Raw genomic sequence first — 21578 nt, 5'->3', positions numbered from 1 at the left:
CGAAGCACCCAAGAGCTTGGAGAGGAACCTGAAGAGGTTGAAGAAGCTGTCCCGGATGATGCCCAGGTCAGCCAGAGCGGTTTGCTCGAGTAACGCCTGTAACTCGCGTAAAGCTGTTGGATGCGCAACCGTTGACGGGGACTTCTGCGGCAGGCCGACCTTCACCCGGTTCTCGTGCGCCTGCGCGAGATAAACCGCGTGGCCGGTATCGTAAAGCGACTTTATTCCTTCAATGGCCAGAGTGGGGAGGGCGAATTCTCTGACGGCTACGCGGCGCATGGCCTGCATTACCTCGAAGGGATTTACCTTTCGGGGACAGACCTCGGTACAACGGTTACAGGACTGGCAGGCCCAGATGGAGGTATCGTCGAGAAGCATCTCCTTCAAACCAAGCAGGATGGCCTGGATCACCTGCTTATTAAAAAAACGGGAAACCGGCAAGGGCCATCGGACAGGCGGCGCACTTGGCGCACTGGATGCAATCGAGGATGTGGGTGACGCCGAGCGCCTTGATTTCGTCGACAAAGCCTTTTTCGCCTGCGGAAAGATTAATGACCTCTGGTACAGCGGCCGCAGCGTTAGACATTTAGATCACCCCCGCTGAAAGTTAGGGCCTCGATTTGGGCTTCGATCTGCGCCGTGGTGAAACCGTGGAGAGCGTGATCGCCCGGGAGGGGCAAGCTGCCGCACAAACGCCGCAGCCGGCGCAGAAGGCCGGGTCAATCTTGGCCCGCAGCTTATCACCGTATTGCACCATGCTAATGGCCGAATAAGGGCAGAGCGGCACGCAGAGACCGCAGCCACTGCACCTTTCGACGTTGGTTTCAGAAATCAGCGGTTCGACGAGCACCTTTCCGGCGGTGAGCGGTACCGCTGCCGCCGCGGCTGCCGCGCGCGCCTGCGAGACCGATTCGGGGATGTCTTTGGGGCCCTGCGCGCACCCGGCGATGTAGATGCCCTTTACTGGTGTTTCCACCGGGTAGAGCTTGGTGTGGACTTCTTTCAAGAAGCCTTCGCTGCCGCAGGTGATGCCGAGCCGGCGGCCGAGTTCCTCAAGCCCCGGCGCCGGTTCGATGGCGGTGGCGAGAACCACCAGGTCCGCTTCGAGTTCGACGGGCGCGGCCATATCCACATCGTAGGCGCGCACGCGCAGGCGGTCGCCGGCGAGTTCGTCCACGGCACCCACGCGGCCCCGCACAATCTTAATCCCCAGGTCGCGGCAGTAGGTGTAGTATTCTTCAAAGTCTTTGCCGCCGGTCCGTACGTCGATAAAGAAGATGTAGACGTTCGTTTCCGGGTATTTTTCTTTGATGAGCCGCGCCTCTTTCAGCATGTACATGCAGCAGACCTTGGAGCAGTAAGGATGGTGGTTCTTATCCCGGCTGCCGACGCAGGAGATAAAGGCCACCGTCTTGGGCTTTTTCCCGTCTGAGGGGCGCTTGAATTCGCTTTCGGTAGGTCCGGTTGCCGAAAGGAGACGCTCGAGTTGCATGGCGGTAAGCACGTTGGGCGACTGGGGGGAGTACTCTTTGAAAGGAGCCTTATCCATGACTTTGTAGCCGGTGGCGACGATGATCGTATCTACGTTGCGCTCGATGATCTCCCCGTCCGGGTTATATAGTAGCGAGCGGTCGCAGGCGCCCGTGGGGCAGGCCTTCTCGCATGGCGCCAGGATGGGCTCTCCGGTCTTAGAATGGATGCGCGGTTGGGTGCCGGAAGTCCGCTTCGCGCAGTTGATGCAGTGGGCGATGTCGACGACCGCCTTCTTGGGCACCGCCTGCGGGAACTCGATGTAGATCGCCTTCCGGTTGCTCATGCCCTCGTTGAACTCGTCGGGCACTTTGGCTGGGCAGGCTTCGACGCAGGCACCGCAGCCGGTGCATTTATCCCATTCAATGTAGGTCTGCCTTCTTCTTACCTTAACCTTAAATTACCGATGGAACCGTCGACCGCTTCGACTTCCGCGTAGGTGAGCAGCGTGATATTCGGGTGCGTGCCCCCTGAACCATGACGGGGGTAAGGATGCAGGCGGAGCAGTCGTTGGTCGGGAAGGTTTTGTCGAGCTTAGCCATGTTGCCGCCGATGGAGGGCCTTTTCTCAACGAGGTAAACCTTATAACCCATATTGGCCAAGTCAAGGGCGGCAAACATGCCGGCTACGCCCCCGCCGACGACGAGAGCCGCCTTCGTCACGTCCACGTAACGGTCGGTGAGCGGCTCTAAGAGGGCTGCCTTCGCCACGGCGCTAGCGATGAGCCTTTTGGCCTTCTCCGTAGCGCCCCGCTTATCGTGCCAGTGGGCCCAGCTGTCCTGGTCCCGGATATTAGCCATTTCGAAGAGGTACCGGTTAAGTCCGGCGTCTTCGACGGCCTTGCGGAAAATCGGCTCGTGGGTGCGGGGAGTGCAGGCGGCTACCACCACCCGGTCGATTAGTCCTTCTTTGATATCCTGCTTGATCAGGTCCTGGCCCGGGTCAGAACACATAAAAAGATAGTCGCGTACGAGCGCAACCCCTGGAAGACCACCGGCATACTTTTTGACTTCGGCAATGTCCACAGCACCAGCGATATTTTCGCCACAGTGGCAGATGTAAACGCCTATTTTAGGCAACCCGATCCCTCCTTCGCGTTAACGGTTATATCTGGGCTCTTCTTTTTTCGTCTTGGGATCCTTAATCGCTCTATTTATCGCGAGATAAACGCCACAACCAACCCCCTTTCACCAGTATGCACGCGCAGGACCGCCGCCCTTGTAGAAATGGGGTAACGCTGCCTGTGAGCCCGGTTAGTAAGGATACAGAAATTCAGGTAGAGACGCTCTGCCCTGATTACGTGCGGCTTCGAAAATTTCGACAGCAATTGGACAAAATCCTTCTTTATTTGCTAAAAAAGAAAATGAGATTCAGCCGCGGCCATAATGCTTCTAAGGGTGGGCGCGACGTTGCCGTTCGTCCTGGGGTTACTACGAAAGTCCGTTGGTGAAGCGCCTGGCCGGATGCGGCGTCGCCGCAAAACCGAAACGTTTATTGTATACTTGAGTTACCACTGTTTCCAACGCTCCGCCCTTTGCATTATAATTATCACCAGGTTTTAAGCGCCGGTTATTTTTGCGTTTTTGTTGGGGATGGGGGGAGAATACGATGCGTCCGTTAAGAATTACGGACACAACCTTGCGGGACGGGCACCAGAGCCTGTGGGCGACCCGGATGCGGACGGAGGATATGCTGCCGATTGTGGAGCGACTCGACCAGGTCGGTTACCACTCGCTCGAGGTGTGGGGCGGGGCGACCTTCGATGTTTGTCTCCGCTATCTTTACGAGGATCCGTGGGAGCGGTTACGGGAGATTAAGAAACGTGCCCGCCGGACACCGCTGCAGATGCTCTTGCGGGGCCAATCGCTTGTCGGTTACGGCCACTACCCGGACGATGTGGCGGCAGCCTTCGTCCGGAAGGCGGTGGCAAACGGGATTGACATCATCAGAATTTTTGACGCTTTGAACGATATCCGCAACCTTGAGTTTACCATGAAGGTGGCGAAAGAGGCCGGCGCGCATGTTCAGGCTACGGTTGTTTATACTTTAAGTCCGGTGCATACCATTGAGCATTACCTGGAGACAGCGCGGAAGCTTGCGGAGTTGGGTGCGGACTCGATCTGTATTAAAGATATGGCCGGGATAATGGCCCCTTACCGGGCTTACGAGTTGGTTAGCCTTTTTAAAAAGGAACTCGGTATCCCGGTTCAGCTCCACTGCCACTATATCGGCGGCATGGCCGTTGGCGCTTACCTGAAGGCGGCAGAGGCAGGCGTCGACGTAATCGATACGGCCTCGGTACCCCTGGCCTTTGGTGCTTCCCAGCCGCCGGTAGAGACGATAGTCCGGGCACTTAAGGGCACGCCTTACGATACGGGGCTCGACATCAAGGAACTCTTTGAGATTGCGCAGTACTTTGAGGAGTTACGCAAAAAGCGGGGCTTTGAGCGGGGGGTAACGCGCATCCACGACATGCGGGTTTTCGATCACCAGGTACCGGGCGGCATGATCTCCAACCTGGTGACCCAGCTCCAGGAACAGAAGGCGATCCACAGGCTGCAGGAGGTTCTCGACGAAATCCCGCGGGTGCGGGCGGAGCTTGGCTACCCCCCGCTGGTTACGCCTACGAGCCAGATCGTCGGCACGCAGGCAGTGCTAAATGTCCTCACCGGGGAGCGTTATAAGCTTGTTCCTGAGGAAGTGCGGCGCTACGTCCAGGGATACTATGGCCGGCCCCCGGCGCCCATCGATCCTGAAGTGCAAAAAAAGATCCTTGGTGACCGGGAGCCGATTACCTGCCGGCCGGCCGACTTGCTAGAACCAAAACTGGAAAAACTAAGGGAAGAGATCGGGGATCTGGCCCAATCGGAAGAGGACGTTATCTCTTACGCACTTTTCCCCCAGGTGGCACGGCGCTTCTTCGAGGCGCGCAAGGCGGGGAAACTTAGGGTCATAGCCGAACAGATGGCGGAGAAAAAAGGAGCAAATCTCGTGAAGGAGGCAAAAGGGATGAAATTAGAGGAGATTCGGGAACTCCTGAAGCTCCTGAAGGAAAGTGACGTAACGGAGTTTTCACTCGAAAGTGCGGGGATGAAACTTACCATCCGCAAGGGTGGCCATACTGGGGCAGCCGGAGAGGCGGCGGCACGGCCCGCATCGCCGCCCTCAGTCGCGGCAGCACCTCTGGCGGCGCCCCAAGAGGAGCTTTATACGGTTAAAGCGCCAATGGTTGGGACTTTTTACCGCGCACCGGCGCCGGATGCGCCACCTTACGTACAAGTGGGCGATAAGGTTGAAAAGGGGCAGGTTCTCTGCATCATTGAGGCGATGAAGCTGATGAACGAGATTAAGGCGGAGGTTGCCGGGGAGATCGTCGATATCCTGGTGGAGAATGCCCAGCCGGTGGAGTACGGGCAGCCTCTCTTCCTAATCCGCGAGAAAAAGTAACTCTTTTAGTAGTGGAGGAGCCTCCATGTTTAATAAGATTCTGATCGCCAACCGGGGTGAGATTGCGCTTCGGATTATTCGGGCCTGCAAGGAACTTGGGATTAAGACCGTGATCGTCTACTCGGAGGCGGACAGGGAAAGCCTCCCGGTGCGACTGGCGGACGAGGCCTTCTGCATCGGGCCACCGCCGGCGACGAAGAGCTATCTCAATATCGCCAACATCGTTAGCGTTGCCGAGGTGGTGGGGGCCGAGGCGATACATCCGGGATATGGTTTTTTAGCGGAGAACGCCAGTTTTGCAGAAATATGCCTTAACTACGGGATAACTTTTATCGGGCCGCCCGTCGTGGCGCTCGAGAAGATGGGGGCTAAAGCAGTAGCCCGGAAAACGGTGGCGGAGGCCGGTGTTCCGGTAGTGCCGGGATCGGAGGGGGTGATCCGGGATCCGGCGGATGCGCTCGCCCTCGCTAGAGAGATCGGCTATCCGGTGCTCATCAAAGCTTCGGCCGGTGGGGGTGGTCGGGGGATGCGGGTTGTGCACAACCAGGCGGAACTCGAAAGGGCCCTAAAATCGGCGCAAGCGGAGGCGGAAGCCGCTTTCGGGAACCAGGAGGTTTACCTGGAAAAATATGTCGAGGAGCCGCGCCACATCGAGTTTCAGGTTTTAGGTGATCAACAGGGGAACATCGTTTATTTAGGTGAGCGGGACTGTTCTATCCAGCGGCGCAACCAGAAACTTTTGGAAGAAGCGCCTTCTGTAGCGCTAACGCCGGCACTGCGGAAGAAAATGGGGGAGGCTGCGGTGCGGGCAGCGCGGGCCGTCGGTTACTACAGCGCCGGGACGGTCGAGTTCCTGCTCGACAAGCACAACAATTTTTATTTCATCGAGATGAATACGCGGATTCAGGTCGAACACCCGGTCACCGAAATGGTCACCGGGCGGGACCTGGTTAAGGAGCAGATCCGGATTGCAGCGGGTGAGCCCTTAGGCTACCGACAGGCGGACATCCGGATTGAGGGCTGGGCGATCGAGTGTCGGATCAACGCGGAGGATCCGGTGCGGAACTTTGCGCCCTGTCCCGGGAGGGTCGCTACCTACTTGCCGCCGGGTGGGCCGGGTATCCGGGTCGATTCCGCTGTCTATTCCGGCTACGTGATCCCGCCTTACTACGATTCGCTTATTGCCAAGCTGATCGCCTGGGGCCGGGACCGCGAAGAGGCGATTGCGCGGATGGAGCGCGCCCTCGAGGAGTTCATCATTGAGGGAGTGCCCACGACGATCCCCTTTCACCGGCGGGTGCTGCAAAACGCCTTTTTCCGCCGGGGCGAGGTTTATACCAACTTCGTCCAGCGTCGTATTTTGACGGAGGAAGAATTAAAGTTGTTTTAGAGGGAAAAATTTAGTATGATAAAAATAAACTGAGGAGGTGGTCGCCTTGGCTCCCATTGAGGCTGGCGGGCAGGAGTTACGTAGTGACCTGGGGGCGGTACGAATTGCGAACGAAGTGGTAGGTATCATTGCGGGGCTTGCGGCGACGGAGGTTCCGGGTATTGCCGGGATGAGCGGTGGTATCGCGGGCGGCATCGCGGAGCTCTTGGGGCGTAAGAATCTCGCCAAGGGTGTGAAGGTGGAGGTTGGGGAGCGGGAAGCCGCTATCGATCTTTTCGTGGCTGTTGATTACGGGGTGCGGATCGCGGAAGTAGCTGCTCAGGTCCAGGCGGCGGTAAAGCGGGCGGTTGAGGAGATGACGGGGCTTGCCGTCGTGGAGGTAAACGTGCATGTTCAAAGCGTAGTTTTCCCCGAGGAGCATAAGGAAGAGGAACGCAGGGTGAGGTAAGAGACAAGAAGTCGGATTTCGGGAGATAGGTGTACCGGGCTGGGGCAAGGACGGAAACGCTGTTGGAGTCGTTGAAGACCAGGACGAGAAAGTATCGCGCCACGGACGTAGAAATTGGAGCGTTTGTTTCCCTTGACGGGTGCGCTGCATATTGCCGATGTTAAACGACGCACGCTTTCAGGGAGTGGTATAATTTGGGACCGTTCGATCGCGGTCTCTTATTGCTTTATGGCTTGGCTACCAGCTTTTTTTGGGGCGCTTTTCTCCTTGCGCTCTTAGGATGGCGGCCGGTGCTTGATGCTGCCGCGGTAGTTTTTGCGCCGGAGCGACGGGAGATAGTTTTCGCCGGGCTCGGGGTCCTGATCGTTGCGGGGCTCCGGCTGATTTACACCAGCGTGAAACCCGGGCGCCGGCACGATAAGGTGGCCCTCATCGAGGAAAACTCCCTCGGCCAGGTGCAGGTGGCCTTAGGGGCGATCGAAAACCTGGTAACGCGCGTGGTGAGCGCCTTTCCGGGAATAAGGGAAGTGCGGCCGCGGGTCGTCACGGTGCCCGAGGGAGTTGAAATCCGAGTTAGGCTGGTTACCACCCCGGGGCTTAAAATCCCCGAGGTTTCCCAGGAGATTCAACGCCAGGTCAAGGAGACGGTCCGGGAAGTCACCGGAATTGCGGTGCAGAACGTCCGCGTTCTCGTCGATAACATCACGGCTGTCAAACCGCGGGTCGAGTAAAAGCGGGGGTTAAGGGTGGACTACCGGGAGTTTTTCGAGCACCACCGGGGGAAAATCATCGGCGTGGCCCTGGGCCTCGCTTTTGGCTGGTTTGCGATTGTTTATGGTTTCTGGAAGGCCGTTTTTGTCACGGTCTGCGTGGGAATCGGCTATTACGTGGGCAAGCGGGTCGATGAGCGGATCGATTTTGCTCATGTTTGGGACCGGCTTTTCCGGGAAAAGTAGGAGGCTTATATGGGCCGGCGCAGGGCGAGAGAAGCGGCCTTTATGGTTCTTTTTGAGGTTGACTTCGGGCAGGCCGAGGTGGAAGCCGTTTTTGCCCGGGCGATGGCGGAGCGGGGAGTGGAGGGCCCCGACCACGATTTTGCCCGCGACATGGTTTGGGGGACGTTGCAACACCGGGAGCGGATCGACGCCATCATTAAGGAGCTAAGCCGCGACTGGCGCATCGAACGGATGAACAGCGTGGACCGGAACGTGATGCGGCTTGCGCTTTACGAGCTGCTTTACCGGGAGGATATTCCCCCCAACGTGGCCATCAACGAGGCGGTAGAATTAGTTAAACGCTACGGTGGCGCCGACTCGCCGCGCTTTGTTAACGGGATTTTAGGCAAGGTGGCGGAAAATCTTGCTACGTACCGGGCGGCAAGGGGGTAGGGGGCTGCGTTTGGGTTTGCGGGATGGACCTCTGGGGTCCGTTTTGCGTTCAGGGTTCAACGTTAGGCTTAAGGGATAGACTTTTGGGAAAGCAAGAAAAGCTTTTCCCGAAGAGGTAGATGGGTAGCGGCCGGGGAGATTTGAGGCCGCTATTTATTAGCAAGCCAAAAAGTGTAAAGGCGGTTGCCTGATGCCTGTTTTCACGGTGAGTGAAGTCGTCGGCCGTATCCGGGACCTGCTCGAGGGTGACCCGGTTCTGGCGGGGTTCTGGGTGCGGGGCGAGGTTTCGAATTTAAGCGTCTCCGGCGCCGGCCACCTCTATTTTACTCTGAAGGACGAAGCGAGCCAGTTAAAGGCGGTAATGTTTCGCTCGCGCGCGGCGAGCCTCTCCTTTTGTCTGGCCAACGGGGCGGCGGTCCTGGCCCGCGGCCGGATATCCCTTTATGAGCGCGACGGGAACATCCAGCTATACGTCGCCGAAATGGAGCCCGACGGCGTTGGCCTACAGGCCATCCTTCTGCGGGAGCTGAGAGCACGGCTTGAACGGGAAGGGCTCTTTAACCCCCAGCGTAAGCGGCCGCTGTCCCGCTTCCCACGGCGCATTGGGGTAGCCACCTCGCTGGAAGGAGCTGCCGTGCGGGATATCGTTAAAATCCTCCGGGAGCGTTGGCCGTTAGCTGAAGTGGTGATCGCCCCGTGTGCGGTTCAGGGAGACCAGGCGCCCCAGGAGATAGCGGCAGCGCTGGAGCGGCTGAACCGCTACGGCGGGGTCGAGGTGATCATTACCGGGCGGGGCGGCGGCTCTTCCGAAGAGCTTGCGGCCTTCAACACGGAAACGGTCGTGCGCGCCATTTTCGCTTCGCGGGTACCGGTCGTTGCGGCGGTAGGACACGAGCGGGACGAGACGCTGGCGGACCTGGTGGCCGACGCTCGGGCGGCGACTCCTTCGGCGGCAGCGGCCATGGTGGTCCCCGACCAGCGCGAGATGGTGGAAAATCTGGCCGGCCTTGCTGGCAGGCTCAGAGTTGCTCTGGGGCAGCGGGTAGTGGCGCTCCGGCTGCGCCTTCAGCACGTTGCGCAGAGTCGCGTTTTTACCAGTCCCTGGGAAACGATCTGCGGGCGGCGGGCACAAGCGGTAGATAGCTTGGCGCTGCGGCTCGAAAGGGAGCTCCGTGGCAGGCTGCAGAAGATGCACGCGGCGCTGGCGGTTCTAAGTGGCAGGCTTGACGCGCTAAGCCCGCTTAAGACTCTTGCCCGGGGTTATTGCCTCTGCCGTGACCCGGCAACCGGCGTCCTGGTAACCGATGCCGCTCGGGTAGCGTGCGGCACAGCGGTGGAGGTGGTTCTGCACCGCGGGCGACTTTTTTGCCGGGTGGAAAAGACTGCGGTTGACGATGCCAATTAAGCCTCTCGAACCGTCATTTATTCCGTTTACCCCGCCGGCGTAGACAAGGGGCTTTCCCCTGGTTATACTTCCCCAAAAGGTAAAAAAGGGAGGTTTTTGCCGTGGCGGTAATCCTCGACGGCAAGGCGCTTGCGGCCCAGATTAAAGAAGAGATTAAGGCTGCGGTGGCCAAGTATGTGTCCCGCGGGATAACGCCGAAGCTTACTGCTATCCTGGTGGGTGATGACCCGGGATCGGTTGTTTACGCACGGGCGAAAGAAAAGGCCTGCGCCGGGGTAGGGATCGCCTACGCGCTCCACCATCTTCCGGGTGATACGCCGGAGGCTGCGGTTATAGACCTAATCAGGCGGCTTAACGAAGATCCGGGCGTGCACGGCATCCTGGTAGAGTTTCCCCTCCCGAAACAGGTGAACAAGTGGCGGGTTCTCGATGCCCTGGCGCCGCTCAAAGATGTGGACGGGATGACGGCGGTTAACCGTGGCCGTCTCCTGGCGGGAGAAGAAGGGCTCTTCCCGGCGACGCCCCAGAGCTGCATCGAGATTATGGAGCGTTACGGGATCGAGATTGCCGGTAAGCACGCCGTACTGGTGGGGCGCGGAGAAACGGTGGGCCGGCCGCTGATGCTGATGATGCTCCGCAAGAACGCCACCATTACGGTCTGCCACACGAAAACGGTAGATATGGCGGCCCATACTCGCCAGGCGGATATTCTCATCGCCGCTGCCGGCCGGGCCGGGCTTATCAAGGCGGCGATGGTCAAGCCGGGCGCTGTAGTGGTCGATGCGGGGATCAACCAGACGGATAAAGGGATTTGTGGCGATGTCGACTTTGAGAGCGTGAAAGAGGTTGCGGGGTACATTACGCCGGTACCGGGCGGCGTCGGGAGTCTGACCACCACTTTGATCATGAAGAATCTCCTGAAGGCGATGGCCCTACAAGGGGTTGTGTAGGAGGCAGGAGTATGGCGCAGGTTTTCGACTGGAGCATCAGGCAGTTTTTAAAGGAGGCCGCGTCGAGCGCCCCCACGCCCGGCGGGGGGAGCGTGGCGGCACTGGCAGGCGCGCTGGCGGCGGCAATGGCATCCATGGTTGCCAACCTGACTGTCGGCAAGGAGAAATACAAGGATGTGGCGGCGGAGATGCAGACTGTGCTGGATAGAACGGCGGCCCTAATCGAGGAGCTTGAGGCGCTGGTAGCGGCGGATATGGAAGCCTTCAACGCCTTTATGGCGGTTTATAAGCTTCCAAAGGAAACGGCGGAGCAAAAGGCGGAGCGGGCGCAGCGGCTGCAGGAGGCTCTGGTAAAGACAACCGATACCCCGCTTAAGATCGCTGGTAGCTGTCTCGAGGTGCTCCGGCTTGCCGAACAGGCGGCGTTAAAGGGGAACAAGGGCGCGGTAAGCGATGCGGGTGTGGCTGCGTATCTGGGCGAGGCGGCGCTTCAGGCCGCGCTGCTCAACGTTGACATCAATGTACCGCTTATCAAGGACGCGTCATACGCGGCGGAGGCGGTAACGAAGCGGGAGGAGTTGAGCCGCGAGGCGGCGAAAGTAAAGGAGCGGGCCGTGGCGGTCGTGAGGGAGCGGCTCGCGGGCCGGTAAGGTGGAGCCTATCCTGTAGTTGAAACCCCCGGTTTCCTGCGGTGCGGGAGCGGGGGTTCTTGTGTTTCATCTAGGGAACCCAGCCCTCTGTTTTACGGGGAAAATGGCGGATAAGAAGTTGAACCGCAAAAATTCTTATTGGGGGAACTGGCGGGAGAATTTAAAGAGGAGTTTAGGCCCGGGTGGCGAAATCTCAAAGATACCCGCATGGAAAGAGTAAAGCCAGAACCGGTAAAACCGGTGGTAGGTATTTTTAGCGCGGATGAGACGCTGCTAACGGCGGTGGCCGGTGAGCTTGCCCGGTGGCTGGGCGAGCCCGACTACGAAAGCCCGTTGCTGGCGTTTGAGCAGACCCGCTATTACGAACGGGAAATGGGGCCGGGGCTAAAGCGGCGGTTTTATGCTTTTCCCCGCCTTATCGACGCGGCAGAGCTGGTGGCGCTCAAACGCTGGGCGATAGAAACCGAGGCGCGCTGGCAGCATGCCGGGAGGCGGCGGGTAAACGTTGACCCTGGCTACGTAAGCCTCGCGAAATTAGTGCTGGCCACCACCAAGGATAACGTCCACCGGATTTATTTGGGGGAAGGCATCTACGCCGAGGTAACCCTTTACTTTCGCAGGGGGCGGTTTCATCCGTGGCCCTGGACTTATCCGGACTACGCGAGCCTGGAGTACCGCGCGATTTTCGAGCATATCCGGGAGCTTTACCGGGAGCAGTTACGGGCCGCAAAGCAGGGATAACTTCCCTAAAGTAAACTATTTATGTTATACTTTTGATTAGTACTGGTTGCAGCATAAGGAGTTGGGTACGTGAGTCAGGAGAAAGAGCTTTCTTTTGAGGCGTGTCTTGGGCGGTTAGAGGCGATTGTCCAGGAGATCGAAGCGGGTAATCTCGATCTTGATACGGCCATTGCCCGGTTTACCGAAGGAATGGAATTAGTGAGGCGGTGCCGGGCACTGCTTACCGCGGCGGAACAGAAGATATGCTTGTTTCTCGCGGATGAAGGGCAGGAAAATGTAGCCGTTCCGGTAGAGAGCCTGGCGAAGGAGCGCACCAATGGACTTCAAGGCGGCCTTAGCCGAAAAGGCACACCTGATTAATCAGGCCCTTGATGCTTACCTCCCGCCGGAATTAACGCCGCCGGTGGTTATTCACCAGGCGATGCGGTACAGCGTCCTCTCCGGCGGGAAAAGGCTCCGCCCGGCGCTGGTGCTAGGGGCGGCGGAGGCGGTTGGGGGCAAAGTCGAGGCCGTTCTTCCGGCTGCTTGCGGCATCGAGCTTATCCATTGCTATTCTCTGGTTCACGATGACCTGCCGGCGATGGACGACGACGATTTGCGGCGCGGGCGTCCGACTACCCATAAGGTCTTCGGTGAGGCGATCGCGATTTTAGCCGGGGATGCTCTCCTGACGTTCGGCTTCGACCTTCTCGCCCGGGCGGGGCTGGAAGCGGATGTGTCGCCTGTGGACGCCCTTAAGGTGGTGCGGGAGGTAGCCGTTGCGGCGGGAACGGAAGGGATGGTTGGCGGGCAGGTACTCGATATTAAGTCTCCGGAAGCAGGGGCGCCGGCAGAAGAGCTGATCAAGGAGATTCACCACCGGAAAACGGCGGCGCTTTTCGTCGCTTCGGTCCGCACGGGAGCAATTCTGTCGCGTGCCTCTGAGGAAGCGCTGGCGGCTCTGACGCGTTTCGGAATGAGTTTTGGCCTCGCTTTTCAGATTACGGACGACATTTTGGACGTGGTCGGGGAAGAGACCAAAATGGGGAAGAGGGCCGGGAGCGACGCGCGGAAGAAAAAGCTCACCTATCCGGCGATTTTTGGCTTAGCAGCAGCGCGGGAGCGGGCCAGGGCGGCAGCCATGGAAGCGGTGGCGGCGGTAGAAGGATTTGGCAGCGCGGCCGCGTTTTTGCGCGGGGCGGCGGAATTTATCCTGACACGCGATTACTGACGGCCGATTTTGCGTGTCGCTCATTTACAGGGCGAGCTGGCGGCATCTGACGTGGATTTGTTTATCCCGGCGGTCTATGGTATAATATTTTAGAAACCATTTGTTTTGGCCTTTGAAATATTTTGGCCTTTGAAAACGAAAATGGGTAAGTGATGCAGTATCCTAGTCAGAACGCCTCCACTGAAGGCGGGCCTAAAAATCCGCCAAGGGCACACCGATGAAGTTCCTGGTGCTGGCTGCTGGCGCCCAGCCGGGGGCTGGTACTGGGAGTTAAGGCGGAAGGGCGACCCGCAAAGGCATGCGGGCGTTGACCCTCCCGCCGCGGAGACCCAAGTGCGTGGGCTTCGGCCTATGGCTTGGGATAGAACCTGTACGTGGTGGAAAGCTGCGTACAGCGTAGCCTGCCTTGAGTGGCCCGGGTGGATGCAAAGAAAAGCGGCCGCCGGGTATGGGCCCATCCTGGAGGTCCGCTAGCTGAAACCCTGGCTGCAAAAGGGGCTAGGTGGAGGGCGGTTCTGTCAGGGGAAAACCCCTAGGCTGTCCGGTTTTCGGGGCGCTCCAGGGATTAAAGTGTATGCTTAGTGGCAATCCAGCCCCGGTTGCGGTGACGGGCCGGGGACGCTCTTAAAGGGAAACCGCTGGCGCGGCGACGGCCAGTGGGCGTCCGGGAAATCCTGCTGGACCTAAGCTACAGCGTTTACCTGGGGCGCTGTCACTTACCCATTTTGACTTTGCGGTATTTTTCGAGGTGAGAGCTATTTGGGTAATAACCGGCTCCGCGGCGCTTTTGTGCGCCACCTGCTTTTTGTGCTGGTGGGGACTTTTGCCGCTACCGTATCCTGCGCGCTAATTGCGGAAACCTTTGTCCGCCGGATGGAGGCAGTTGGGCTTGCGGTCGGCTTTCTTTTTCTGATTATCGCGGCAAATGTTATCTTTGATATTGTAGGTACAGCGGCTACGGCGGCTTCGGAGCCAACCTTTAACGCGATGGCGGCGCGCAAGGTTTCCGGAGCTGCCGAAGGGTTCTGGTTGGTGCGGCATGCGGATAAGGTCGCTAATTTTACTAACGATATAATCGGCGATATTACGGGAACTGTTGCCGGTGCGCTCGGTATTTCGCTTATAACGCAGGTGTTGGCCCGGTGGCCGGAGCTGAGCGAACTCTGGTTAAATATCCTGGTCACAGCGGTTATCGCCTCCGTGACCGTAGTGGGAAAAGCTGCGGGCAAGCGGTTGGCGGTGAGCGAGCCGGACCAGGTTATTTTTTTGGCGGGACGGCTAATGGCGGCCTGGGGGCGGCTAAAGTCTCCCTTTGGACGTCGGAAAAAGAACGCCGTAAATAGGAAGGGGCGACAGATTGAGCGTTCTCGAGCAGGTTAACGCGCCGGAGGATCTGCGCCGGCTCAAAATAGAAGAACTGCATCAGCTGGCGGCCGAGCTTCGGGAGTTGATCATCGAAACGGTGGCTCAGACGGGCGGGCACTTAGCGCCGAATCTCGGGGTGGTAGAGCTTACCATTGCGCTGCACCGGGTCTTTCAGACGCCCCAGGATAAGATCGTCTGGGATGTTGGGCACCAGTGTTACGCGCATAAGATCCTTACGGGCCGGCGGGAGCGCTTTAGCACCTTACGGCAGTTCGGCGGGATAAGCGGCTACCCCTGCCGGGACGAGAGCGTTTACGACGCCTTTGGCACCGGCCACGCCAGTACTTCCATTTCGGCGGCCCTGGGCCTGGCGAAAGCCCGGGACTTTAACCAGGAGGATTACGCGGTGGTAGCGGTGATCGGCGACGGGGCGTTAACAGGGGGCATGGCGCTGGAAGCGCTCAACCACGCAGGCCACATCAAGGCCAACTTTATCGTGGTTCTTAACGATAACGAGATGTCGATTTCGAAGAACGTCGGCGCCCTGGCTGGCTACCTTACCCGCCTTCGGACAGACCCGATGTACCACCGGTCCCGGGAGGAGTTCGAAGCCTTGATTCAAAAAGTACCGGCGATCGGGCCGCGGATGCTCCGCGTGTTAGAGCGCTTAAAAGATAGCGTGAAGTACTTAGTGGTTCCAGGAATGTTCTTCGAAGAGCTTGGTTATACTTACTTGGGACCTGTTGACGGTCATAACATCCCCGCGCTGCTGCGAACCTTAGAAAAAGCGAAGGGGCTCAAGGGCCCGGTGCTGGTCCACGTCGTCACGCGGAAGGGGAAAGGCTACCCGCCGGCGGAAAAAGACCCGGACACTTTTCACGGGGTTGGCCCCTTTGACCCGCTGACGGGAGAGGTCTATGGGAGCGGGAAGATAACCTATACGGAGGTTTTCGGCCAAACGCTTGTCCGCCTTGCGGAAGAAGACCCCCGTATTGTAGCGATCACTGCGGCTATGCCTACCGGTACGGGGCTCAAGACCTTCGCGCGGCGTTTTCCCCAGCGTTTCTTCGATGTTGGCATCGCGGAACAGCACGCGGTAACGTTGGCGGCCGGGCTCGCGGCCGGCGGCTGGCGGCCGGTGGTGGCTATCTATTCGACCTTTTTACAGCGGGCCTACGACCAGATCGTGCATGACGTCTGCTTGCAGCGTTTGCCGGTCGTTTTTGCCCTGGACCGTGCTGGCATCGTGGGCGAGGACGGCGCGACGCACCAAGGGCTATTCGATATCGCCTACCTGCGTTTGATCCCCAATATGGCGCTAATGGCGCCGATGGACGAGAACGAACTGCAACACATGCTGAAGACGGCCCTGCTTTACGGCGGTCCCTGTGCGATCCGGTACCCGCGGGGCGGGGGGACAGGGTGTACGTTAGAAAAGGAACTGCGCCCGCTTCCCTTCGGCCAGGCGCTGGTACTCCGGGACGGCAGAGACGTGAGCCTCTTCGCGCTTGGCAACACGGTTGCTGTGGCCCTTGAGGCAGCGGAGCGGCTGGCCGCGCAGGGGATCGAGGCGGCGGTTATCAACGCCCGCTTCGTAAAGCCCCTCGATGCGTCACTCCTTCTGCGCTTTGCCCGGCGGACGCGACGGGTGGTAACGGTAGAGGAAGGTATCCTGGCGGGCGGTTTCGGTAGCGCGGTAGCTGAGCTCCTGATGGATAATGGGCTTGGCAATGTGGAGCTCGTCCGGTTAGGGATCAACGATACCTTTGTCCCGCACGGCGCCCCGGCCTTCCTCCGGGAAAGATACGGGCTGACGGCCGAGAATATCGTGGCGGCGGTTACCCAGTCACGGCGGCGGTTGCGGGTTGCCGCCAGGAAGAAGTGATGGCTGTCCGGCGGCGGTTGGACGTGGCCCTGGTGGAGAAAGGGTTTTTTGTTAGCCGCGAGCAGGCGCGTCAGGCTATACTTACCGGCCAGGTTTTCGTGAACGGCCTCTGCGTGCAGAAGCCGGGCCGTTTCGTTTCCGCCGCAGATAGAATGGAGGTGCGCGGGGAGACGCTCCCCTATGTCTCCCGCGGGGGGCTGAAGCTCGCGCAGGCGCTGCGTTTTTTTAGGATTGACCTTCGCGGGCTAGTGGTCATCGACGTGGGGGCTTCGACGGGCGGTTTTACCGACTGCGCCCTTCAATTTGGGGCGCGGCGGGTTTTCGCGGTGGATGTCGGTTACGGGCAACTGGCCTGGAAATTGCGAACCGACCCGCGGGTCATCGTTCTCGAGCGGACCAACATCCGCCACCTTACTCCCGAAGCGATTGGTGAGCTTGCGGACTTTGCCACCGTCGATGTCAGCTTTATCTCGCTCGAGAAGGTCCTGCCCTGCGTAGGAGTGCTGCTGAAGCCGGAGGGACAGGGTATTGCGCTGGTCAAACCCCAGTTTGAAGCCGGGCGGGGCAAGGTGGGCAAAAAGGGTGTGGTACGCGATCCGGCCGCGCACGTGGCCGTCTGCGCGAAGATTAGCGTTTTCATTGGCTCGCTCGGCTGGGAGGTGCGGGGCCTGACTTACTCGCCGCTACGCGGGTCGGAAGGCAATATCGAGTTTCTTATCTACTTCAGTAAGGTTACCGGGCGTCCGTGGGACGGCAAGGTGGAAGAGGTGGTGGCAACGGCCTGGCGCTACTTCAAAGGTTAGCAGTCCCCCAGAATCTCTTAAAGCTGTCGGCTTGTGCGGTCGAAAAAAGGATTTTTGTGGTGAGATGTGGTGGGTATTAAAACCATCGGGCTGATTCTTAGCCCTGCGCTGGGAGAAAAAATTGCGCCGGTAGCGCGGGAGATTGTACATTTTCTCGCTAAACACGGGATAAAGGTGCTCGTTCTACAGGAACACGCCCGCCTGGTGGGGATGGAAGGGGTTGACCGGAAAACAATGCGGGAAGCGGCGGAGGCGCTTTTCTCCCTCGGTGGGGACGGGACCCTTCTCTCTTGCGTCCCGGTTGCTGCTCCGGCCGGCATCCCGGTGTTAGGGATAAACCTCGGACGCTTAGGCTTTCTTACCGAGCTCGGGCCGGAGGAGCTCTTTCCCGGACTGGAGCAGGTTTTAGCAGGGAGCTACCGCACCGAGGAGCGGCTGCTTCTCTGGGGCGGCATCCGACGGGCAGGGGCTACGGTGCGGGAGGTTGTCGCGCTTAATGATTGCGTCGTGGGGCGAGGAGCACTCAGCCGGCCCTGTTACCTGGAGGTGTGGGTAGACGGGCACTGCGCGATGAAGTATAACGGCGACGGGATCATCATCGCCACTCCCACCGGTTCGACCGCCTACTCTTTTTCTGCCGGGGGTCCGGTGGTCGCCCCTGGCGTGGACGCGATCATCCTCACGCCCATCTGCGCTCATTCGTATATGGTGCGGCCGATGGTGGTGGGCGGCAGCGCGGTGGTGGAGGTTTTTCTCGAGACGAGCGTCGCCGGCTTTGGCCTTTCGGTTGACGGGCACGAAAACCTGCCGCTGCTGGCCGGAGACTGGTTAACTGTGCGGCGCTATCCGCGGCCGCTGCGGCTGATTAGGACCGGCGAGCGGAGCTTTTATGCCGTTTTGCGCCGGAAACTGCTGCTGCACGGGATAGAAGAATGCCGTCAGTGAGGAGCAGAAGGGGATGAAACGCGCACGCCAGCAGAAAATCCTTCAGCTGATCAAGGAGCGTCCCATTACCAGCCAGCGGGACCTGGTACGGGCGCTTGCCGCGGCTGGTTTCAAGGTTACGCAGGCCACAGTTTCGCGGGATATCAGAGAACTGGGGCTGGTGAAGGTCGCTGCAGATGGTGGGCTACGGTACGTCGCCCCCCGGCCCCTGGGGAAAGGCGATCTTGACGCGGTACGTTTCCGCCGGCTAATCCGGGATGCGGTGCTGGACGTAGAGACGAGTGAAAATTTAGTAGTTGTCAAGACTTTTCCGGGGGCCGCGCAGGGTGTGGCGTCAGCAATCGATCAGGTGGAATGGCCCGGGGTTGTCGGAACGGTGGCCGGGGACGATACCCTTTTGATCGTCGCTAAACCCCGAAGCCGCGCCGCCGAGGTGCGAAACCGGCTGCAAGCGCTGCTGGCGGGAGAGAAGCGGGAATAATGCTCCGGAGCTTAACGATCAAAAACGTGGCGCTTATTGATGACTTAACGGCAGAGTTCGGTCCGGGGCTTAACGTTTTGACAGGCGAGACCGGCGCCGGAAAATCAATCATCCTCGAAGCGCTTATGCTGGCGCTGGGTAAGCGAGCAGCTGCTGATTATATCCGGACCGGCGCTACAAAGGCGGTCATCGAGGCGGTGTTCGCGGTCCGGGAAGTGCCGCAATGCCTGGCCGATAACGGGATCGAGCTCGAGGAGGGGCATCTTTTTTTTTGCCGGGAGTTGTACCGCCAGGGTAAGAGCCTCTGCCGGGTCAACGGCCACGCGGTACCGCTCAGCCTCTGCCGGGAGGCCGCAGAGGAGTTAGTCGAGTTTCTGGTCCAGGGGGAGGAACAGGCGCTCCTTTCCCCGGCAAAGCAGCTAGCGGTTCTCGATGCTTATGCGGGGCTAGGAAGGCTGGCCGGGGAGGTGGAAAGGCTTTACCGGCGTTGGCACACAGCACGGGAAAAAGCGGTGGCGGCAGCAGACGCGGCGCGGGTGCGGGCGCGAGAGGCCGATACCCTGCGCTACCAGATCGCCGAAATCGACCGCGCGGCCTTTCGCCCTGGAGAAATTGAAGAGTTGCTCCGGGAGCGGGAGTGGCTGCTAAACGCGGTCCGGCTGACCGAGATGGGAGCCCGGGCGCGGGCGCTCTTAACCGGTGACGATCACGCGGCCGTAGAAAGCCTAGGCAAGGCGGCGGCCATTTTGACCGAGATTGCTAAGTACCGGGAGGAAATGGGGCCTTACGCGCGGGCGTTACAAGAGGCGGCAGCTCTCGCTGTAGAAGCAGCGCGTGAAATAGAGCGTCTAACCGACGAGGCAGAGTGCGACCCGCGCCGCCTCGATCTGGTGGAGGAAAGATTGGAGCTTTTCCGGCGTCTCAGCCGCAAGTACGGGGAAACGGTTGAGGCGATCCTGCGCTTCCGGGCGGAGGCGGCCGCTGCGCTGGAAACGTTAACCCGGGAAGAGGAGATGGCGGCCGATCTAGAGGCGGAAGCGGCGCGCTGGTTGTCAGAGTGGCAAGCGGCGGCGGTTCAGCTGCAGGAAGGCCGGGAAAAGGCTGCCCGGCGGCTCGAGAGGGCGGTAGAGGAGGAGCTTTCCTATTTGGCTATGGAGCGGACCTCGTTCCGGGTCGCCTTTACTCCCGTACCCCAGGTTCCAAACCCGCGTGGTTTGCAGGAAGTGGAATTCCTCTTTAGTCCTAACCCAGGCGAACCGCTCAAGCCTTTATCCCGAATCGCTTCTGGCGGAGAGGCTATCAGAACCTTGTTCGCGTTGAAGGTCCTTACGGCAGCAGCCGATAAGGTGGGGACCCTTTTTCTCGATGAGGTCGATACCGGGATCAGCGGCCGGGCGCTCGAGGCGGTCGCTTCCCGGCTCAATTTGCTTGCCGCACAGCGGCAGGTGCTTTGCATTACCCACCAGGCAGTGGTTGCCGCACGGGGCACCGTTCACTACGTTATCACCAAGGAAATCACGGCAGGGCGTACAACGGTCCGGGTTACCCCCGTTAGTGGTGCGGCGCGGGTGGCGGAGATCGCCCGTCTGGTAGGGGGAGCACCCGAAACCGCCGCGGAGCACGCGCGGGTACTCCTAGAAGGTAGCGAGCGAGTTGTACCGGAAACTACATAAAGCTTTTCCCCTTCGGGTAGATTATTTGCCCGGAGGGGTGTCACATTGCCACGAAAACTGCGCTTTTCGCGGTCTTTTCTTTTTTCTCCTTTTTTAACCCTGAACTATCTTGCCGCGGCTTTCTGGCCGGTCAAACAGAGCCTCGCCCTCGGTGAATGGCTGAATTTCAACAATCTTTTTCCCCGGCGATCCAGAAACACCTGGTCTTGGTGACAGCAGATAGCAGACGTGGTAGCGCAGGCCAGCCGTTAGGCGCGGGGCTTCGGTTTACCGCTCCCGGTATCTTTCAGGCGCGGGTTGCTCTACACGGCCTTATTCCCCTTAAAACCCTGGTCTTTGAGGTTCGGCCGGTGCCGCGGGTCTACCCGGGCGGCCAGGCGGTTGGGTTGCTCCTGCATGCCAAAGGGGTGGTCGTGATCGGCTATGCGGACGTTATTGCTCCGGACGGTTCACGGGAAAGCCCGGCCGCCCGGGCGGGTTTAATGATTGTTTAATGATTGGGGACCTGATCCTGAGCATCGACGGTCAGCCGGCGACGAGCGACTAGGTGGTGAAGGAAGCGATTCGCCGCGCCGGGCAAGAAGGCCGCCCTGTTGTTCTCCAGGTGAACCGGCGCGGGCGGTTGCTCCGCTTTGAGGTTCGCCCGCGCCTGTGCCGGCGCGCGGGCTGCTACCGGATCGGCCTTTTGATCAGGGATTCTACCGCCGGCGTTGGTACACTCACCTTTTACCATCCAGAAACGAAGATATACGGTGCTCTAGGGCACGTCGTTATGGATGCGACTACCGCCCATCCCGTGGAGTTGGCTAAAGGCTCCCTGGTAGAAGCCTTTAATCCAGGGTGTGCGTCCGGGGCAAAAGGGCAAACCAGGCGAAAAAATCGGGGTTATCAATGAAAATTCTTCCCTTGTGGGGACGATAGAGTCCAATACCGAATACGGCATTTTTGGCCATTTAAACCGGGTACCGGCACATCCTCTTTTCGGTGCGCCTATTCCTTTGGCCTTTGCTTACCGGGTACACCCTGGAAGGGCGCAGATGCTCACCGTACTTACGGGGAGCAAGCTCGAAAGTTCGAGGTTGAGATTCAGCGGGTAAACCCTTTTTACGAGAAAGGGAAGAAGGATCTTATTGTGCGGGTTACTGATCCCCGGTTGTTGCGCTTTACCGGGGGATCATTCAAGGAATGAGCGGGAGTCCCTTGATTCAGGACGGACGTCTGGTCGGCGCGGTGACCCACGTTTTTATCAGCACGCCAGAGAAGGGTT

21 protein-coding genes and 3 pseudogenes are annotated in these 21578 nt (G+C 59.4%); 21 read left to right on the top strand and 3 right to left on the bottom strand.

Annotated elements, in window-relative coordinates; translation table 11 throughout:
• The 3 genes and pseudogenes from ACUVTA_RS02410 to ACUVTA_RS02400 all read right to left on the bottom strand — a co-directional run.
• Positions 1 to 411, bottom strand: a pseudogene (locus tag ACUVTA_RS02410) (hypothetical protein); the annotation flags it as partial.
• A 7-nt stretch (positions 412 to 418) separates the two neighbouring features.
• Positions 419 to 586, bottom strand: a complete 168-nt coding sequence (locus tag ACUVTA_RS02405; protein WP_445951388.1) for a hypothetical protein — start codon at positions 584 to 586, stop codon at positions 419 to 421.
• Positions 579 to 2609, bottom strand: a pseudogene (locus ACUVTA_RS02400) (4Fe-4S dicluster domain-containing protein). Before ACUVTA_RS02400 ends, ACUVTA_RS02405 begins: the two are co-directional and overlap by 8 nt.
• Positions 2610 to 3138: 529 nt before the next feature.
• Between ACUVTA_RS02400 and oadA the strand changes: the two are divergent.
• The 21 genes and pseudogenes from oadA to ACUVTA_RS02295 all read left to right on the top strand — a co-directional run.
• Positions 3139 to 4977, top strand: coding sequence for a sodium-extruding oxaloacetate decarboxylase subunit alpha (gene oadA / locus ACUVTA_RS02395; protein ID WP_445951387.1), 1839 nt, complete (start codon positions 3139 to 3141; stop codon positions 4975 to 4977).
• A gap of 25 nt (positions 4978 to 5002) precedes the next feature.
• A complete protein-coding gene (gene accC / locus ACUVTA_RS02390; RefSeq protein ID WP_445951386.1) occupies positions 5003 to 6367 on the top strand; it encodes an acetyl-CoA carboxylase biotin carboxylase subunit in 1365 nt (454 codons plus the stop codon).
• 55 nt (positions 6368 to 6422) lie between these two features.
• A complete protein-coding gene (locus ACUVTA_RS02385) occupies positions 6423 to 6815 on the top strand; it encodes an Asp23/Gls24 family envelope stress response protein (RefSeq protein WP_445951389.1) in 393 nt (130 codons plus the stop codon).
• Positions 6816 to 7009: 194 nt separating this feature from the next.
• Entirely contained in the window at positions 7010 to 7546 is a 537-nt protein-coding gene (gene amaP, locus ACUVTA_RS02380) for an alkaline shock response membrane anchor protein AmaP (protein ID WP_445951385.1), read from the top strand.
• A 15-nt stretch (positions 7547 to 7561) separates the two neighbouring features.
• A complete protein-coding gene (locus ACUVTA_RS02375; RefSeq protein WP_334109790.1) occupies positions 7562 to 7771 on the top strand; it encodes a DUF2273 domain-containing protein in 210 nt (69 codons plus the stop codon).
• A gap of 9 nt (positions 7772 to 7780) precedes the next feature.
• Positions 7781 to 8203, top strand: coding sequence for a transcription antitermination factor NusB (nusB, locus tag ACUVTA_RS02370; protein WP_445951384.1), 423 nt, complete (start codon positions 7781 to 7783; stop codon positions 8201 to 8203).
• Positions 8204 to 8393: 190 nt separating this feature from the next.
• The gene (gene xseA, locus ACUVTA_RS02365) at positions 8394 to 9608 is read left to right on the top strand and encodes an exodeoxyribonuclease VII large subunit (protein WP_445951383.1); all 1215 of its coding nucleotides are present in this window, start codon (positions 8394 to 8396) and stop codon (positions 9606 to 9608) included.
• 101 nt (positions 9609 to 9709) lie between these two features.
• The gene (locus tag ACUVTA_RS02360; protein WP_445951382.1) at positions 9710 to 10558 is read left to right on the top strand and encodes a bifunctional 5,10-methylenetetrahydrofolate dehydrogenase/5,10-methenyltetrahydrofolate cyclohydrolase; all 849 of its coding nucleotides are present in this window, start codon (positions 9710 to 9712) and stop codon (positions 10556 to 10558) included.
• An 11-nt stretch (positions 10559 to 10569) separates the two neighbouring features.
• On the top strand, positions 10570 to 11208 hold the full coding sequence (locus tag ACUVTA_RS02355; protein WP_445951381.1) for a cyclodeaminase/cyclohydrolase family protein: 639 nt from the start codon (positions 10570 to 10572) through the stop codon (positions 11206 to 11208).
• Between the two features lie 207 nt (positions 11209 to 11415).
• Positions 11416 to 11949 carry a DUF4416 family protein gene (locus ACUVTA_RS02350; RefSeq protein ID WP_445951380.1) on the top strand — a complete coding sequence of 178 codons (534 nt, stop codon included), beginning with the start codon at positions 11416 to 11418 and terminating at the stop codon, positions 11947 to 11949.
• Positions 11950 to 12018: 69 nt separating this feature from the next.
• Entirely contained in the window at positions 12019 to 12309 is a 291-nt protein-coding gene (xseB, locus tag ACUVTA_RS02345; RefSeq protein ID WP_445951379.1) for an exodeoxyribonuclease VII small subunit, read from the top strand.
• Positions 12266 to 13159: a polyprenyl synthetase family protein gene (locus tag ACUVTA_RS02340; protein WP_445951378.1), complete on the top strand. Its 894-nt coding sequence runs from the start codon at positions 12266 to 12268 to the stop codon at positions 13157 to 13159. Before xseB ends, ACUVTA_RS02340 begins: the two co-directional genes overlap by 44 nt.
• 789 nt (positions 13160 to 13948) lie before the next feature.
• Positions 13949 to 14539, top strand: coding sequence for a hypothetical protein (locus ACUVTA_RS02335; protein ID WP_445951377.1), 591 nt, complete (start codon positions 13949 to 13951; stop codon positions 14537 to 14539).
• Positions 14517 to 16409 carry a 1-deoxy-D-xylulose-5-phosphate synthase gene (gene dxs / locus ACUVTA_RS02330; protein WP_445951376.1) on the top strand — a complete coding sequence of 631 codons (1893 nt, stop codon included), beginning with the start codon at positions 14517 to 14519 and terminating at the stop codon, positions 16407 to 16409. The genes ACUVTA_RS02335 and dxs overlap by 23 nt, the downstream gene beginning before the upstream one ends.
• Positions 16406 to 17212 carry a TlyA family RNA methyltransferase gene (locus tag ACUVTA_RS02325; protein WP_445951375.1) on the top strand — a complete coding sequence of 269 codons (807 nt, stop codon included), beginning with the start codon at positions 16406 to 16408 and terminating at the stop codon, positions 17210 to 17212. Before dxs ends, ACUVTA_RS02325 begins: the two co-directional genes overlap by 4 nt.
• A 69-nt stretch (positions 17213 to 17281) precedes the next feature.
• The gene (locus tag ACUVTA_RS02320) at positions 17282 to 18157 is read left to right on the top strand and encodes an NAD(+)/NADH kinase (protein ID WP_445951374.1); all 876 of its coding nucleotides are present in this window, start codon (positions 17282 to 17284) and stop codon (positions 18155 to 18157) included.
• A gap of 13 nt (positions 18158 to 18170) precedes the next feature.
• Complete coding sequence (argR, locus tag ACUVTA_RS02315; protein ID WP_445951373.1) at positions 18171 to 18638, top strand: arginine repressor; 468 nt, start codon at positions 18171 to 18173, stop codon at positions 18636 to 18638.
• On the top strand, positions 18638 to 20311 hold the full coding sequence (recN, locus tag ACUVTA_RS02310) for a DNA repair protein RecN (protein WP_445951372.1): 1674 nt from the start codon (positions 18638 to 18640) through the stop codon (positions 20309 to 20311). Before argR ends, recN begins: the two co-directional genes overlap by 1 nt.
• 155 nt (positions 20312 to 20466) lie before the next feature.
• On the top strand, positions 20467 to 20805 hold the full coding sequence (locus ACUVTA_RS02305) for a hypothetical protein (protein WP_445951371.1): 339 nt from the start codon (positions 20467 to 20469) through the stop codon (positions 20803 to 20805).
• 56 nt (positions 20806 to 20861) lie between these two features.
• Positions 20862 to 21206 (top strand): SpoIVB peptidase S55 domain-containing protein, encoded by a 345-nt coding sequence (locus ACUVTA_RS02300; protein ID WP_445951370.1) that lies wholly within the window; start codon positions 20862 to 20864, stop codon positions 21204 to 21206.
• Positions 21154 to 21578: pseudogene (locus ACUVTA_RS02295) on the top strand (SpoIVB peptidase S55 domain-containing protein); the annotation flags it as partial. The gene ACUVTA_RS02300 and the pseudogene ACUVTA_RS02295, both read left to right, overlap by 53 nt.

It is taken from the genome of Thermodesulfitimonas sp., from assembly GCF_052743955.1.
This window is presented reverse-complemented; position numbering and strand designations above follow the sequence as displayed.